The sequence below is a fragment of the Paraburkholderia sp. BR10882 genome, assembly GCF_040948855.1.
Taxonomy (GTDB): domain Bacteria; phylum Pseudomonadota; class Gammaproteobacteria; order Burkholderiales; family Burkholderiaceae; genus Paraburkholderia; species Paraburkholderia nodosa_A.
Genome location: NZ_JBFPKP010000021.1, coordinates 89,428 through 105,426, shown reverse-complemented (window position 1 = coordinate 105,426; position 15,999 = coordinate 89,428). Strand labels below are relative to the sequence as shown.

The 15,999-nt window shown below is 65.1% G+C and carries 15 protein-coding genes and 2 pseudogenes; 14 read left to right on the top strand and 3 right to left on the bottom strand.

What is annotated here, in order from left to right; translation table 11 throughout:
* Positions 1-22 precede the first annotated feature (22 nt).
* Positions 23-787: a crotonase/enoyl-CoA hydratase family protein gene (locus AB3X99_RS34335; protein ID WP_368619508.1), complete on the top strand. Its 765-nt coding sequence runs from the start codon at positions 23-25 to the stop codon at positions 785-787.
* A 12-nt stretch (positions 788-799) separates the two neighbouring features.
* Here the strand turns inward: AB3X99_RS34335 and AB3X99_RS34330 are convergent, their stop codons facing one another.
* Positions 800-1,549, bottom strand: a complete 750-nt coding sequence (locus tag AB3X99_RS34330; protein WP_368619525.1) for an aldolase — start codon at positions 1,547-1,549, stop codon at positions 800-802.
* A 71-nt stretch (positions 1,550-1,620) separates the two neighbouring features.
* On the bottom strand, positions 1,621-2,100 hold the full coding sequence (locus AB3X99_RS34325; protein ID WP_028208368.1) for an Lrp/AsnC family transcriptional regulator: 480 nt from the start codon (positions 2,098-2,100) through the stop codon (positions 1,621-1,623).
* Between the two features lie 115 nt (positions 2,101-2,215).
* On the opposite strand from AB3X99_RS34325, the gene AB3X99_RS34320 reads away from it, so the two are divergent.
* From AB3X99_RS34320 to AB3X99_RS34310, 3 genes and pseudogenes are all read left to right on the top strand, one after another.
* Positions 2,216-3,430: a diaminopropionate ammonia-lyase gene (locus AB3X99_RS34320; RefSeq protein WP_368619507.1), complete on the top strand. Its 1,215-nt coding sequence runs from the start codon at positions 2,216-2,218 to the stop codon at positions 3,428-3,430.
* Positions 3,431-3,451: 21 nt separating this feature from the next.
* Positions 3,452-4,627, top strand: coding sequence for a M20 aminoacylase family protein (locus AB3X99_RS34315; RefSeq protein ID WP_368619506.1), 1,176 nt, complete (start codon positions 3,452-3,454; stop codon positions 4,625-4,627).
* Positions 4,628-4,705: 78 nt separating this feature from the next.
* A pseudogene (locus tag AB3X99_RS34310) lies at positions 4,706-4,897 on the top strand (M20/M25/M40 family metallo-hydrolase); the annotation flags it as partial.
* A 260-nt stretch (positions 4,898-5,157) separates the two neighbouring features.
* On the opposite strand, the pseudogene AB3X99_RS34305 reads toward AB3X99_RS34310, so the two are convergent.
* Positions 5,158-5,370 (bottom strand): annotated as a pseudogene (locus AB3X99_RS34305) (acyl-CoA dehydrogenase); the annotation flags it as partial.
* Between the two features lie 475 nt (positions 5,371-5,845).
* On the opposite strand from AB3X99_RS34305, the gene AB3X99_RS34300 reads away from it, so the two are divergent.
* From AB3X99_RS34300 to AB3X99_RS34255, 10 genes are all read left to right on the top strand, one after another.
* Positions 5,846-6,025 (top strand): hypothetical protein, encoded by a 180-nt coding sequence (locus AB3X99_RS34300; RefSeq protein WP_368602042.1) that lies wholly within the window; start codon positions 5,846-5,848, stop codon positions 6,023-6,025.
* Between the two features lie 91 nt (positions 6,026-6,116).
* Entirely contained in the window at positions 6,117-7,073 is a 957-nt protein-coding gene (locus tag AB3X99_RS34295) for a chemotaxis protein CheV (protein WP_368619505.1), read from the top strand.
* Positions 7,074-7,271: 198 nt separating this feature from the next.
* Entirely contained in the window at positions 7,272-8,693 is a 1,422-nt protein-coding gene (locus AB3X99_RS34290; protein ID WP_368619504.1) for a DNA-binding protein, read from the top strand.
* Positions 8,694-9,004: 311 nt separating this feature from the next.
* Positions 9,005-10,234 carry an ABC transporter substrate-binding protein gene (locus AB3X99_RS34285; RefSeq protein WP_368602045.1) on the top strand — a complete coding sequence of 410 codons (1,230 nt, stop codon included), beginning with the start codon at positions 9,005-9,007 and terminating at the stop codon, positions 10,232-10,234.
* 85 nt (positions 10,235-10,319) lie between these two features.
* Positions 10,320-11,531, top strand: coding sequence for an ABC transporter substrate-binding protein (locus tag AB3X99_RS34280; RefSeq protein WP_368602046.1), 1,212 nt, complete (start codon positions 10,320-10,322; stop codon positions 11,529-11,531).
* A 28-nt stretch (positions 11,532-11,559) separates the two neighbouring features.
* Positions 11,560-12,432 (top strand): branched-chain amino acid ABC transporter permease, encoded by an 873-nt coding sequence (locus AB3X99_RS34275; protein WP_368602047.1) that lies wholly within the window; start codon positions 11,560-11,562, stop codon positions 12,430-12,432.
* A 5-nt stretch (positions 12,433-12,437) separates the two neighbouring features.
* Positions 12,438-13,427 carry a branched-chain amino acid ABC transporter permease gene (locus AB3X99_RS34270; protein WP_368602048.1) on the top strand — a complete coding sequence of 330 codons (990 nt, stop codon included), beginning with the start codon at positions 12,438-12,440 and terminating at the stop codon, positions 13,425-13,427.
* Positions 13,414-14,154, top strand: coding sequence for an ABC transporter ATP-binding protein (locus tag AB3X99_RS34265; RefSeq protein ID WP_368619503.1), 741 nt, complete (start codon positions 13,414-13,416; stop codon positions 14,152-14,154). Before AB3X99_RS34270 ends, AB3X99_RS34265 begins: the two co-directional genes overlap by 14 nt.
* Positions 14,147-14,848, top strand: coding sequence for an ABC transporter ATP-binding protein (locus tag AB3X99_RS34260; protein WP_368602050.1), 702 nt, complete (start codon positions 14,147-14,149; stop codon positions 14,846-14,848). The genes AB3X99_RS34265 and AB3X99_RS34260 overlap by 8 nt, the downstream gene beginning before the upstream one ends.
* 121 nt (positions 14,849-14,969) lie before the next feature.
* Positions 14,970-15,977 carry an aldo/keto reductase gene (locus tag AB3X99_RS34255; RefSeq protein WP_368619502.1) on the top strand — a complete coding sequence of 336 codons (1,008 nt, stop codon included), beginning with the start codon at positions 14,970-14,972 and terminating at the stop codon, positions 15,975-15,977.
* The last annotated feature ends 22 nt before the right edge of the window (positions 15,978-15,999 follow it).

Below are 15,999 nucleotides of genomic sequence, written 5' to 3'. Positions count from 1 at the left end.
CCGACCATGAGCGAGGCCGACCATGAGCGACGAATTGCTGATCGAATTCTGTGACGGCATCCAGATCCTCACGATCAACCGTCCCGAGGCACGCAACGCCTGCACGAAGGCGGTGGCCGAAGCGATAGCCGCCGCGCTGGACGAACTGGAACAGCGCGACGACTTGCGGCTTGCCATCATCACCGGCGCGGGCGGCACGTTTTGCGCGGGCATGGACCTGAAGGGCTTTCTCAAAGGCGAGCGGCCGAGTCTGCCGGGCCGCGGCTTTGCCGGGCTCACGGAAGCGCCGCCGCGCAAGCCGCTCATTGCGGCGGTCGAAGGCTACGCGCTCGCGGGCGGTTTCGAAGTCGTGCTGGCGAGCGATCTCGTGGTGGCAGCGAACAACGTGCAGTTCGGTTTGCCCGAAGTGAAGCGCGGGCTATGCGCCGCGGCTGGCGGATTGTTGCGTCTGCAACAGCAGGTGCCGGAGCGTATCGCGATGGAGCTCGTGCTTACCGGCGACATGTTCGGCGCCCAGCGGGCCTTCGAGTTCGGCCTCGTCAACCGTCTCACCGCGCCGGGCGAAGCGCTGGCGGGCGCACTCGAACTCGCGCAGAAGATCGTGGCAAACGGCCCGCTCGCGGTGGCCGCGAGCAAGCGCGTGATGCGCGAGTCGCGAGACTGGCCCAGTACGGAGATGTTCGCGCGTCAGCGCGAGATCAGGGACCCGGTGTTCGCTTCCGCCGACGCGCGAGAGGGCGCGGCGGCGTTCGCGGAGAAGCGCAAGGCAGTGTGGCAGGGGAGGTAGGGCGGCCTTTTGTCAGGCATGCGTGAGGGTTCTTCGCAGCGCCGCGAAGAACAACTCCGACTGCAATCGCTCGCCCTGAATCTGGTCGGCCACGCGCTGCGCGAGTTCGGACGCCACGGGCCGCAACGCGCGCCCGGTCGAGCCCGCGAGCACCTGCGCGGCGCAGGCGCGCTCCAGGTAATAGAGGTCGTCGAACGCGTAGTCGACGCGCTCGCCGCACACTACCACGCCGTGATTGCCGAGGAAGCCGATGTCCTTGCCGTCGAGCGCATGCGCAATGCGCTCGCCTTCTTCGGGGCCGAGCGCGAGGCCGTTGTACTCGCGGTCGAGGGCGACGCGGCCGTGATAGCGCATCGCGTTCTGCGACAAGGTCGTATCGAGCCCACAGTCCTCCGTGAGCGTGAGGGCGGTCGCGTACGGCATGTGCGTATGCAGCACGCAGGCCTTCTTCGCGACGCCGTGGATGGCGGCATGAATGAACATCGCCGTCGGCTCAACGGCATGGCGGCCCGCCATCACGTCCCCCTGTGCGTCGACGATGACGATGTCGTCGGCCATCACCTCGCTCCACATCAGGCCGCGCGGGTTCAGCAGAAAGAGGCCGTCTTCGCCGGGAAGCGCGACACTGAAGTGATTGCAGACGCCTTCACCCAGGCCGAAATGTGCAGCGGCACGCAGCGCGAGCGCGAGGTCCGCGCGCAGCGTCGCGATTTCCGGGTGATGGAACAAGTCTTCGCTTTCAATGGCTCCAGCATCATGCATTGCGTGGCTCATGGGTCGTGGCTCCTGTTGTTCAGATGACCGCGTGGCGTCTGCGTCGCAGCCCGCATTCGTCATTCGCCGTCGAGCGCGAGCGGCACTTCGAGCCCCACCTTCACGCGGCTCATGCTCACCAGCGTCTTGAACCGCTTCACGTTGTTGTTCGAGAAGAATAGCTCGCGCGTGAGTTCCGTGTACTGGTCCATGTTACGCACCGCGAAAATGAGCACGAAATCCCACTCGCCCGCGACGTAGTAGCACTGCTGAATCTGCGGGCAGCGCTCGAAGGTGCGCTTCATGGCGTCCAGCAAGTCGATCTGCTCGCTCTCCACCTCGACGGTCGCGACGATCGTGATGGGATGATCGACCTTCTCGGGTGAGACGATCGCCGCGTAATGGTCGATCACGCCTTCGTCGGCGAGACGGCGCAAACGCCGGTTCACCGCAGCCGTAGAGAGGTTCACGCGTGCGCCGAGTTCGTTTTGGGGAATCTGGGCGTCGCGCTGGACTTCCATCAGGAGTTTGCGGTCGAAGGAGTCGAGATGTGTCGCCATTTACGCGGGAGCCTGAAAGTCGATATTTTTTTGCGTGACGTGGCCGCATTATGAGACTTTTTCGCGGGGGCTGCGCAATATCATTTCGACATCGCAAGTCCACCGGAGCCCACCCATGCTGATCGCCAACCCGCGCGCCACGCGCCATGCCTACCCCGAAACGCTCGGGGCCATCCTGAACGTGAAGTCGGGCGACGAGAGCCGGGCATGGCTCGCCGGTTGGTCGCTGATCAGCCCGGAGTCCACGCCGCTCTGGGATCTGGACGGCGCAGCGGCGCGTCTGGGCGTTGCTCGCATTGGACTCAAGGACGAATCGTTTCGTTCTCCTCTTGGCAGCTTCAAGGCGCTGGGCGCACCCATCGCGCTGATGCGCCTCGTCATGCGCCTGTGGCCCCTGCAGGAGATCGATCCTCGCAAGCTGATCGAAGGCCGCTACGGCGAGATGGTCACGAACCTCACGGTCATCAGCGCGACCGATGGCAACCACGGCAACGCGCTCGCCGCAGCCGCGCAATCGATTGGCTGTAACTGCGTGATCGTGCTGCATGCGAACGTCAGCGTCGAGCGCGAAGCGGCGATCGCCGCGTACGGCGCGCGTATCGTTCGCATCGTCGGCAACTATGACGAATCGGTCGAGCACGCGGCGCAACTGGCGAAGACGAACGGCTGGCACGTCGTTTCCGATACCTCCTATGACGGCTACGAGGCGATCCCGCGCGACGTCATGCAAGGCTACGGCACCATCGCGGCGGAACTCATCGAACAGTCCGGCGATGCGTGGACGCACGTGTTTCTGCAGGGCGGCGTGGGCGGACTCGCGGCCGGCGTAGCCAGCTACCTGTGGGAGCATCATGGCGCGGCGCGTCCGCGTTTCATCGTGGTCGAACCGCGCCAGGCCGACTGCCTGTATCAAAGCGCCATCGCCGGCCGCGCAGCGAAAGCCACCGGGTCGGTCGATTCCGTGATGGCGGGCCTTGCGTGCGGGGAGACGTCGCCGCTCGCGTGGCAGATACTCGAGCCGTGTGTCGACAACTTCATGCTGATCGACGACGAGGATGCCGTGGAGGCGATGCGTAGCCTCGCCACCGGCGCGGCAGGCGACGTGCCGATCGTAGCGGGCGAATCGGGCGCGGCAGGGCTTGCGGGCCTCGCGATGCTAATGCGCGAACCCGATCTCGCGCGCGCAGCAGGGCTCGACGCAGCCTCACGCGTCCTGTTGATCAGTACCGAGGGCGCCACGGCGCCCGGCGTGTACGCGCAACTGGTCGGCGCGTCCGCGGAGACCGTGGCGGCCCGTCGCGACACCTGGCTGAGTCAGGTCGCGCAGTAACCGAAAAGAGGACACCCCCATATGGAAAGCACACTGCAAGGGCAACTCAAAAGCTGGCGACAGTATCTGCACCAACGTCCCGAAACCGGCTTCGAGGAGATCCATACCGCCCACTACGTGGCCAACATCCTCGAGACACTGGGTCTCGAAGTGCACCGCGGCATTGGCGGCACGGGGCTCGTGGCAAACCTCACGGTCGGCAACGGCAAGCGCGTAATCGGCCTGCGCGCCGATATGGACGCGCTCAATATCGCGGAGCAGGCGCCGGGCCGCGCACATGCCTCGTTGAACGCGGGAAAAATGCATGCATGCGGACACGACGGCCATATGTCGATGGTCCTCGGCGCGGCGCGGCTGCTCGCAGAGCGGCGCGATTTCGACGGCACGGTGCGTTTCATCTTCCAGCCGGCCGAAGAGCATGGCCGCGGCGCGAAGGCGATGATGGCGGACGGGCTGTTCGAACGGTTTCCCGTCGATGCGATCTTCGGCGCGCACAACATGCCGGGCATGCCCGCCGGCACGTTCGCCACGCGCGCGGGTGGCATCATGGCGAGCGAGGATAACTTCGTCATCCATATCAAGGGGCGTGGCACGCACGCGGCGCGCCCGCACATGGGGGCCGATCCCATCGTCATCGCGGCGCAAATCGTGCTCGCGCTGCAAACCATCGTGTCGCGCAATCTCGACCCGAGCCTGCAAGCCGTGATCTCCTGCACGGAAGTCATCACCGACGGCATTCGCAATGTCATTCCGTCGAACGTGATCATCAAGGGCGATACGCGCAGCTATTCGAAGGAGGTGCAAGCGCTGCTAGAAACCCGCATGCGGGAAGTCAGCGTCGGCATTTGCCAGACGCACGGCGCCGAATGCAGCTTCGAGTACACGCACGAGTTCGCGCCAACGGTCAATTCGGAGCAGTTCGTCGAACTGGCAGTGAACGCCGCGCGCAGCGTGGCGGGAGACGCCGCCGTTGACGCCAACGTGCAACCGATGATGATCTCCGAGGATTTCGGTGCGTTCCTGCAGGTCGTGCACGGGAATTTCATCTTCATCGGCAACGGCGACGCGCCGGAGCGCGGCGGGATTCCGCTGCACAACGCCGGCTACGATTTCAACGACGACATCCTGATGACCGGCGCCCGCTACTTTGCGGAGATCGCGCGCCTCGCGTTGCCGGGCGGAATCAACCAATCGTGAATATGCTGAAACTGAATGGCGAAGTGCTGCTTCGGCAACTGCGCGAACTGGGTGAAACGCGTTTGCAGGACGCCGAGTGCGGGCCATGACGCCCAAATGATTGCGCGGATCGCGCCGGCGGCGATGATCTTCGTGCCGAGCCGTGGCGGCACTAGCCACAATCCGCGCGAGCACACGGACGACGATCAGCTCATCGACGGCGCGAACGTGCTGCTGGATGTGGTCCTGGAGCGCGTTGGCACGGCGTCAGGCCCGCGTTCGCGCGGTTAGGTTCCGACCGCCGCGGCTTCATCGAGCGCATCGTAAATGCCGATGACCCCCGCGGCGACGTTGTTCCAGTGATCGATGGCGTGCGTGCCGACGACGTCGTCCCAGAACGACTCCGATCCATATTGAAGACGTTGCGCGTGTAACCGTCTCGTATAGAGCTGCAGATCGAACTCGGCGGTGATGCCCATCGCGCCCACGAGCGCATGTGCGCCGTTCGCCACCAGCGGCGCGGCTCGCACGCGCCTTCGCAATGGCCGCCGCACGATGCTCGAATAAATGCGCTCCGGGCCGCTGCGCTCGAACGCGAGTTCCGCGGTGACCTGTTCCCAGCCCGCGCCTTCGGTGCCGATCAGTGCGTCATCGGGCAATTCCACATCGTCGAAGGTGACTTCGGAGAAGTGCGCATCGCCGGTGAGGTCCCGGATTGGCGCGACATGCACGCCCGGCAGTGACAGATCGACAATCACTTGCGAGCCCGCGATGCCGGTCCTCGGGCGCCCGAGGTGCGCACGATTGGGCAGCCATTTTTCTAACAAAAGATTAATCTGGATAGCGAAATAACGACCGTGCTTTTTTGTTCGGATCTGTCGCTTACAACTATTCACGGCGTATCTTTCTGCGGCCCGACATCGATGAGCGTTAGCCGTAAGGGCCAGAATTAACCTGCGGGCTAACCCGAACAAAGACGAGGTAAACGTGTAAATCGACTCAAGGTAGACGCGCCCGAGCCGTTAGTAGGGGAAAGCTCAGATGTCACGCGGAAAGCAGCCGCACAGGAGAAAGAATTGGGCGGATTGCTGATGGAAGAGGCGTCGCCGCGCGCCGCACGGGTGGCGCGCCAGCCGATTACGGATATTTCGCGCGGCCGGAGGTGTTCGCGGTGCGCGCTACGCCGCCGCCCTTCAACGCGGTGCTGGCGGTGATGGAGTTGCTGATGAACAGCGGCCCTTGGCGTTGCGTGCCGTGCTCACCGGTTCGCTCTCGTTGCTGCATTTGGCCCATGGCGCCAGCGCCCGCGCGTTCTGGCAGGGCTTGCCGCTCGCCGGCGACGTGCTCGCCGCACTCGTGGAGCGCAGCGGCGTGCTCGGCGAGCGGTACGAGCCGGTGATGTCTCCTGCATTCGCCTGATACCACCGGAAGCCCCCTGAAACAAGCACAACGGTAAGCTGGATGACCGGTTCCCCAAGCCTATTCGCGACAGATCATTACGGAGTGCAAATTGAAATCAGTACAGCAGCATGGCGTGGACGAGCGTACCACTCTGACGAGCAATAACCGGCTCGAACTGCTCCTCTTTCGCCTGGGTTCGGCGCGCAAGGGGACGGTCCGCGGCCTTTACGGCATCAACGTCTTCAAGATTCGCGAAATCGCGACCATGCCCGAGCTCACGCCGATTGCAGGCTCGCCCGAGCATCTCGCCGGCGCGGTGGATATTCGCGGCCAGATCATTCCGGTGATCGATGTCGGCTCGATGATCGGCTCCGTTTCGGAAAAGCCGCCCGGCATTCTGCTCGTGACCGAGTTTTCTCGCGGCACGCAGGCGTTCGCCGTGGAGGAAGTGGAGGACATCGTCCGGCTCGAGTGGAGCGAGGTGCTGAGTGCGGAATCGAGCGGCACCACGGGCTATGTGACGGGCGTGGCGCGCATCAATCCGGGCACCGCGAACGCGCGCCTCGCGCAACTGCTCGACGTCGAGCAGATCATGCGCGACGCCTTCCCCGAGCAGCACACCGAAGTGGGCGCCGACGCCGTGGGCGAAGCCGTGCGTCTTGCCGGCGGCCGCATCCTCGCTGCCGACGACTCGGGCTTCGCCCGCGCGCTGATCGGGCAGGCGCTCACCGCCCTCGAAGTGCCGCACGTGATTGCCCACAACGGCCAGGCCGCGTGGGAGATCCTCCAGCAGATGGCGACTGATGCGCAGAGCGATGGCATCGCAATTCGCGACAAGGTTTCGCTCGTGATCACCGACCTCGAAATGCCTGAGATGGATGGCTTCATGCTCACGCGCAAGATCAAGGCCGACCAGCGCTTGAAGCACCTTCCGGTGCTCATTCATTCGTCGCTTTCAGGCAGCGCCAACGAGGCGCACGCGCGCAACGCGGGCGCGAACGGATACGTCTCCAAGTTCGCACCTGCGGAGCTTTCGGCGGCGATTCGCAGGGCGCTGGCCGCCTGACGCGAGCCACAAAACCCCGGTGGCCAGCGTGGAGGAGCCGACTTTGGGCTGCGGCAGCGGCGTGACGCGGAGCGCGCCCGGCGGCGCAATCCTGTGAACACCTCCCCTTAAACCCGGCTTTTCGAGCGATTAACCGGGAGGTGGTTGCCTGACAATCTCTAGAAACGCGGGGTGGGCTCGCACTTTCTCGAGGCAGATATGTCAAGCAGCATTACGATCACGGACGAACTGGTTGCTGAAATCGCGGAGCGGATGGCCGACGAGGGTCAGAAGGTTTCTCCCATGGCCATCTGGTCCGAAGTTCATACCGGTTCGGTGGTCGCAGTGGCTGCCTCGCTGCGCAAGTGGCGCGAAGAGCGTGCGCCGCGCGTGCAGCAGGTCGTGGAGCGCCCCGGGCTGCCGGAAACCGTGACAGACACGATGCGCGACGCGCTCGACCGTCTGTGGACGTCGGCGCAGGACGAAGCCGAGCGCGCCGTGGCGCGCCGCCTGCTGTCGATGCGCGAGCGCGTCGAGGACGCGTGCAACGAGCGCGACAATGCGCTCGAAGAGCTGCAGAGCACGGTCCAGGAACTCGACGCCCTGCAAGTCCAATTGGATAACATGACGCGCGCCTACGAGACCAGGCCCAATGCCGGCCCGGCTCTCGAGGAAGACATCGCGAGCGCGATCGAGCGCGCCGACGCCGCCGAGAAGCGCGCCGAGGAACTGGCCGGGCGCGTTTCGGCCCTCGAGGCAGAACTGGAGCGCGCGCTCGCCGAATTGGCCGCTGAGCGCGAAGCGCACGCGGCCCAGGCCGCCCAAGCCGAAGCCGCTGAGGAAAGCGGCCAGGCCGAGCCGGCAGCCTCGACCGGGAATGACGAAGCGGAGCGCGCAGCGCTGGAAGCGGCTCACACGGAAGCTGTGGCGAAGCTCGAGGGCGAACTGGAAGCGATTCGCGCGGCGCTGCAAGCCGAGCAGGAAGCGCACGCGGCCCAGCGCGAACAGGTCGCCGGTGCCCAGGCCGAGCGCGATGCCGCCGCCACCGAACTGCAGAATGCCCAGCAGCAGCTCGCCAGCCTGAGCGACGAGCGCACGGCCGACGCCTCCGAAATCGCGCGTCTCACGGCGAGCCTGACCGAGGCGCAGGAGCGCGCCGACGCCGCGCAGCAGCAGGCGACCGAACTCGCCGAGATGGGCGAATTCGCCAAGGCCGCGGAATCGAGCGAAGCCGCCGAGGGCGCAGCCGAGGCACAGCCCGCGGCCGCCGATCCGGAAGAAGTCGAAGCGCTGAAGGCCCAGCTTGCCAGCGAGACGGCCAGGCACGCCGCCGCGATTGCCGATGCGCGCGAGAACATCAAGCGCTGGTCCGAGTACGCGAACGGACTGAAACAGCAACTGGCCCAGGCCAACGAAAAGGCGATCGTGGGTCTCGCCCGCAGCGCCGGCGAAGCCTCGTTGAGCCGCCGCCTCGCCACCGAGCTGGGCCAGGTCGCGCCGGAGCATGAACTGCTGCGCAAGGAGTCCCAGCAGCAAGTGGTCGTCGAAGCGGTCAGCGCCCATCTCGAGCAGCAGGGCTATGCCTACGACGCCAAGACCGGCATGGTGTCGAAGCTGAGCACCGAAAACGCGCCGGCCTGAGCGCACCGTAGACCGTCCGTTTGACGGCGCATCGCGAGTACGTGCGCCGACCTGGTTCCCAATGACCGCTGCCTGAGTGCAGCGGTTTTTTTTGCGCCGCCTCGATGGATCCGCTGACTGCACGCGCGCAGGCATCGGGACAAATGCCGACTTCCAGCCAGCCGAACGCCCGCTTTCCCGAAAACGAATTGTTGGCCTCGCGCGCCTGAACCACACTGGCACCTGTCCAGTGGCGCGCACAAACGAATCAGGCGGCCGCCGCGCAGCAGACTCCAAAGCAGACAAAAGCCCCCAAGGGCAAAGGAGGAGACATGACGCGACCCAACACGCAGCACGGGAGCATCGGCAAACCGGGACGCGAACGGCCCGCACAGACGAACCTGCGCGGCGCGCTGGCGGCGGCGCTCGCCATCGCACTCGCGCCGTCGTTCGCGCACGCCACGGAATGGCGCGTGGGCGTCGAACTGCCGCTCACCGGCGCGCTCGCGCAGGCGGGCACCGAAATGTACCGCGGCATTCAGGTGGCGGCCGACATCTACAACCGGCGCCATCCGCAGGACAAGATCACGCTGGTGGCCGTCGACGACGAATCGAACCCGGCCAAGGCCGTCGCTGCTGTCGAGCAACTCGCCTCGCAGCACGTGGTCGCGATTGCGGGCGCAGCCAATTCGAACTGCGCCGGCCCGGCGTCGGAAGCTGCGAACAAGGCCGGGCTCGTCTACGTGACGTCGGGCGGCACGAGCGATGACATGGTCACGCGCGGCCTGAAGAACTTCTTTCGCGTGAGCAACACGCCTGGCTACACGAAGGGCATGGTGGGCCTCTTCAACACGCTGGGCGTGAAGTCAGTGGCGATCGTCTACTCGACGAAGGACGCGACGAGCGACCTCGCGAAGCAGCTCGACACGGCGCTCAAGGCGCAAGGCATGAAGACCTTCCTGCATGCCTACGATCCCTCGATCGGCGACTTCAAGCCACTCGTCAACAAGGTCAAGCTGCAGGACAAGCCCGACGCCATGGCGATGCTCGGCTACGAGAACGACTACGTGGGCATTCTGCGCGCCTCGCGCGTGCTCAAGCCCGACCTGAAGGCGATCGCGGCGCCATGGGCGTTCGCGAGTCCGAAGATGGCGCAGTCGTTCCCAGACCTCGTGCCGAACGTGTATGGCGCGACCGTGCTCTCTTCGCCGGCCGACTACCGCTCGGCGGACCAGCGCGACTTCTCCGACACGTACCAGCGGCTCTTCAAGACCACCTCGAACTATCAGTCGCAGACGTCGTTCGTCTACGCGCAGCTGTTGTTCGACGCGATCGCGAACGCGCAGAAAGCGGGCACGCTCGACAAGGGCGGTCTCGCCGACACGCTGCGCGCGACCCAGCGCGACGACACGTTCCTCGGCAAGGTAGCGTTCGACGCACGCGGCGACAACACGAACTACGTGGCGCATATGGGCCAGTTCGCGCGCGACGGCAAGCTCTCGCTCGTCTGGCCCGCGACCTACGCGACGGCGAAGCCGGTGTATCCCGGCGTGCCGTGGTAACGAAAACATAGAAAAACGAAACAGGGCGAGCACTGCAATTGAACGGTGCCGCTTCCTATTACCGAGACTCAGGTTTGGAGGTTCGATGGACCGCTTCGCGACTCGCAGCAAGCCGCGCGCCCTCGTGCGCGCACTCTTTCGCATCGGCGCGGGCGCCGCAAGCGCCTGCGCGCTGCTCGCCCACACGCCCGCCGCATTTGCCGACACACTGCCCGTGGGGGTGGAGTTGCCGCTTACCGGTTCGATGGCGCGTGCAGGCAACGCGCAGCTCGAGGGCATCCGGCTCGCCGCCGATCTCTTCAACAACGGTAGCGGTAAACACAAGGTCGCGCTCACCGTGGTCGATGACGAGGCGCAGCCCGCCAAGGCCGTATCGGCGGTGGAGAAGCTCGCGTCGCAAGGCGTGCTCGCCATTACCGGCGGCTATGGCTCCAATTCGGTGAGCCCGGCTTCCGAAGCGGCCGACAAGGCGGGCATCGTCTATATCACCTCGGGGGCCGTGGACAGCGCGATGACCTCGCGCGGCCTCAAGCACTTTTTCCGCATCGGCCCCGCATCGGGCTATTCGAAGGCCGTGGTGGGGCAGTTGAACGCCATGGGCGTGAAGTCGGTTTCGATTCTCGCCTCGACGAAGCAGGCCACCACCGACCTCAGCAACGAAGTCTCGACGCAACTGCGCGCGCAGGGCGTGGCGGTGACGGTGCATGCGTTCGACCCGGCGATGACGGACTTCAAGCCGCTCGTGAACAAGGTGCGCTTGCAGGACAAACCCGAAGTTCTGCTGATGATCGCTTACGAGAACGACTATATCGGCATTCTGCGCGCGGCCAAGGTGCTGCGCCCGCAACTAAAGGCCGTGATGGGCGCGTGGTCCATCGTGACGCCGAAAATGACCACCGACTATCCCGATCTCGTGAACAACGTGATCGGCTGCGCGATGCTGCCATATCCCGCGGACTTCGGCACGGCCGACGGCAAGGCCTTCGTGCAGGCATATCAGGCTGCATATCACAAGGAGCCCGACTATCTGGCCGAATTCGCCTACGTGCAGTCGCGGCTGCTGTTCGAGGCCATGGCGCGCGCTGCCGACGCGGGCACGCTCAAGCAGGACGGCATTGCCGCCGAACTGCGCGCGAAGCCGCACGACACGCTGATCGGAAAGGTGAGCTTCGCGCCGAACGGCGACAACCCCGTGTTCCTGAACAACATGGCGCAGATCCAGGGCAATCGCATCGTGCTCGTGTGGCCGAAGGAGCGCGCCACGGGCAAGCTGAACTACCCCGCGCTGCCGTGGTAATTGCGCGCGCAACGAAGGAGGAGCCGCGATGACGGACCTGTTGCTGCAATCGCTGTATTCGGGCGTGCTGGTGGGCGGCGCCTACGCGCTCGTCGCGCTGGGGCTCGCGCTGGTATTCGGCTCGATGCGCATCATCAATCTCGCCCACGGCGAACTGGTGCTGCTTGCCGCCTATATCGCCTATACGTTCGAGACGAAGCTGGGCCTGAACCCCGTGTTCGCAATTCCGGTGGCGATTCCGGTGGTTTGCGCCGCGGCGGCCGCTGCGTGGTATCTGGTTAGCCGCATCAAGCGCGACCGCGAGCTGAACTCGCTGATTCTGACCTACGGAATCGGCATCGTGTTGACCAATGCCGTGCTGCTGGGCTGGGGCGCCGACGTGCGCTCGACCGGCAGCGCATGGCTGCAGGACAGCGTGATGCTCGGCAACCTGCTTTCCATGCGCAGCGAAGTGCTCTCGTTCGGTATCAGCGTCGTGCTGATGCTCTCGCTCTGGTGGTGGCTCTCGCGTTCGTGGTATGGGCGCGCCGTGCGCGCGATTTCCAGCAACCGCGATGCGGCGCGCCTGATGGGCATCGACCCGCGCAAGACCGAACTGATCTCGTTCGTCGTAGCAGGGCTGCTCGCTTCGTGCGCGGGCGTGTCGATCTACGCGTCGAGCGCGATCCAGCCATCCATCGGCGAAGCGCTCACCGTCAAGGCGTTCATCATCACGGTGCTCGCGGGCGTGGGCTCGATTCCGGGCGTGCTGGCGGGCGCGATGCTGCTCGGCATTACCGAGGCGCTCACCGTCACGCTCGCCAGTTCGGCGTTGCAGGAACTCGCGGGCATGCTGCTGTTTCTGCTCGTGCTCTACGTGCTGCCGAACGGCTTGTTCGGTGTGGCGAAACGAAGGGGATGAGATCGATGTCGACTTTGAAAATCACACTGGCCTGGTCCGGCCCGCGCCTGGCCGGGCTCGCGGTGGCGCTGGCCGTGCTGTATGCGGGCGTGCCGCTCGTGTTCGGGCAAAACCTGTATCTGATGAGCCTGGCGGTGGCCTCGCTCACGATCGCGGGCGTGGCGCTCGCGTGGGCGCTGCTCGGCAATCTGGGCGGCATGGTGAGCTTTGGCCACGCGGCATTTTTCGGCGTGGGCTCGTATATTTCCGCGCTCCTCACGCTCAAGGCCGGCTGGCCCGTGTTTCCCGCGATGCTCGCGGGCGGCGTGGGGGCGGCAGTTGCCTCGCTTGCGATGGCGCCCGCGCTGCGTCTGAAGGGGCCGTACTTCGCGCTTGCCATCCTCGCCTATGCGCAGATCTTCCGCATCATCGCGACCGAATGGTCCGATCTCACGGGCGGCGCGAGCGGCCTTTCGAGCATCCCGGGGCTGCCGAAGGTCGCGGGCTTCGACTTCGGCAGCAAGAGCGGCGGCTACCTCGTCGTGCTCACGCTCGTGCTGGTGTTCGCCGCGATCTATGCGCGGCTGCGCGGCAGCCATGTGGGACTCGCGCTGCGGGCGATGCACGAGTCGGAGGACGCCACGCGCGTGGTGGGCGTGAACAGCGTGATGCTCAAGCTCGCCATGTTGATGCTTTCCGCGCTGATGACAGGGCTCGTCGGCGCATTCAACGCGCACTACATCAACTTTCTCGAACCCGACTACGCGTTCAACGCGAGCTGGGCCGTCGTGCCGATCATCGCGGCGATCTGCGGCGGCTATCGCACCATCCTCGGACCGCTCGTGGGCGCGGTGACGGTCTATCTGGTCGACCAGCTCGTGCTCAAAAGCCTGCTGCCGACGGGGCACCAGATCGTGCTGGGCATGCTGCTCGTGGCGATGATCATCGTGAGCCCCGCGGGTCTGACCGCGCTGCGCTTCAAACGTACCCGGCGAGGTGTCTATGCAGCAAGCTGAACAGGCGGCGGAACTGCGCCTGCAGGATGTGTCGATCCGCTTTGGCGGCATCACGGCGGTCAACGGTGTAAAGCTCTCGCTCGGCACGCGCGATGTGGTGGGGCTGGTCGGCCCGAACGGCGCGGGCAAGACGACGCTTTTCAACGCGATTTCGGGGCTCGTTCGGCCCACGAGCGGCTCGATCCGTTTCGGCGATGTGGATTTGTTGAAAGCGCCGCTCTATCGACGCGCGCGCCTGGGCATCGGCCGCACGTTCCAGGTGCCGCAGCCCATGCACGAGCTCACGGTGCGCGAGAACCTGATCGTCGCGCAACGCTTCGGCACGGGGCGAGTGGACGAGGCGCGCATCGACGAGATCCTCGCGTTCCTGGGACTCGAAGGCAAGGCGCAGCGCGACGCGGCCACGGAACTTGCGCTCACCGAACTGAAGGCGCTGGAGGTCGCGAAGGCGCTCGCGACGGGGCCGAAGCTGCTGTTGCTCGACGAAGTGCTGGGCGGTCTCGAGACGGCCACCAAGCGCCGCTTCATGCAAACGCTGCTGGTGGCGCATGAGCGATACAACGTAGGTATCCTCATCATCGAGCACGATATAGAAACCGTGATGAGCCTGTGCCGGCGCGTGTGCGTGCTCAACTTCGGCAAGCTGATCGCCGATGGGCCGCCCGCCGAAGTGTTCCGCGATCCCGAGGTCGTGCGCAGCTATACGGGGGAGGCCGCCCATGCTTGAGGTCAGCAGCGCCCGCGCCGGCTATGGCGCGATCAATGTGTTGTGGGACGTTACGCTCAATATCGCGAGCGGCGAGGTCACGACGATCGTGGGCCCGAACGGGGCGGGCAAGACCACGCTGCTACGGGCGATCATGGGGCTCGTGCCGCTGGAGCGCGGCCAGATCACCTTCGACGGCGCGTCGCTCGCGGGCGTGCCTACATGGGACATGGCGCAGCGCGGTGTCGCGATGGTGCCCGAGGGGCGCATGATTTTCCGCGACATGTCGATCGAGGAGAATCTGATGCTGGGCGCGTTTGCGAAAACGCGGCGCGCAGGGGCGAAAACGCAGCTCGAGGAAGTCTATGCGCTGTTTCCGCTGCTCAAGGAGCGGCGCGCGCTGCCTGCGGGCACGCTATCAGGCGGGCAGGCGCAGATGCTGGCGCTGGGGCGCGGGCTTATGTCTTCGCCGCAACTGATGCTGATCGATGAGCCTTCGCTTGGGCTTGCGCCTGTGATGGTGCAGGAAGTTTTTGCGATCCTGGAGCGGCTTAAGGGGGCGGGGCGTACTATCGTGCTGGTGGAGCAGAATACCAATATGGCGCTGCGGCTTGCGGATCAGGTTTATCTCATGCAGGGCGGGAAGGTTACGTTTGCTGCGCGTGCCAGGGAGGTGAACGTGGAGGTGCTTCACGATATGTATTTTGCGCGGTAGCTTTTTTGTCAATAGCGTTTCATGAATCGCATTCATGAAAGCATGCGCGATCCAGGCCTTTATCGAAAAGCCACTCCGTATTTAAATCTCCACTTTGGCAACGAGCTCGAAGTGAGAGGATATGGACTATAGCAATCTGGGCCGCAGTGCACTCAAAGTTTCGCCGCTGTGCCTCGGCGCGATGATGTTTGGCGGCGAGACCGACGAAGCCGCGTCGAAACGCATCATCGACAAGGCCTTCGAACAGGGAATCAACTTCATCGATACGGCGGACGTCTATCACGGAGGCCGCTCGGAAGAAATCGTGGGCCGCGCCATCGCGGCGCAGCGCGACAACTGGGTCGTGGCGACAAAATTCGGTTTCCCGTTCGCACAGGGGCCGAATGAGCAGGGGCAGTCGCGCAAGTGGATCTACCAGTCGGTGGAGGCGAGCCTGAAGCGCCTCGGAACCGACTATATCGACATCCTCTACTTTCACCGCGCTCTGCCCGACGTGCCACTCGACGAAGCCGTGCGCGCCGTCGGCGATCTGATCCGCCAGGGCAAGGTGCGCTATTTCGGCGTGTCGAATTTCCGTGGCTGGCGCATCGCCGAGATCGTGCGCCTCGCGGACCAGATGGGCATGGACCGGCCCGTGGCGAGCGAGCCGCTCTATAACATCGTCGATCGTACGGCCGAGGTCGAGCAGTTGCCCGCGGCCGCGCATTACGGGCTGGGCGTAGTGCCCTACAGTCCGCTCGCGCGTGGCGTGCTGACCGGCAAATACGCCGTCGATGCGCCACCGCCCGGCGACAGCCGAGCGGGCCGCGGCGACCGGCGCATCCACCAGACGGAGTGGCGCGCCGAGTCGTTGCGGATTGCGACCGAGATCGCGAATTACGCCGTAGAGCGCGGCACGACGCCTGTTGCGTTCGCGCTCGCATGGGTGCTCAAGAATCGTCACGTCAGTTCGACGATCGCGGGCCCGCGCACCGAAGCGCATTGGGACAGCTATATCGACGCGCTGAACCTTCAGCTCGGCCCCGACGACGAAACGTTCGTCGACAGCCTCGTGGCGCCGGGGCATGCCTCTACGCCGGGATATACGGACCCGGGCTATCCGGTCGAAGGGCGCAAGACGCGTACGTAATCCGCACCGGCAGGCGCTGCGC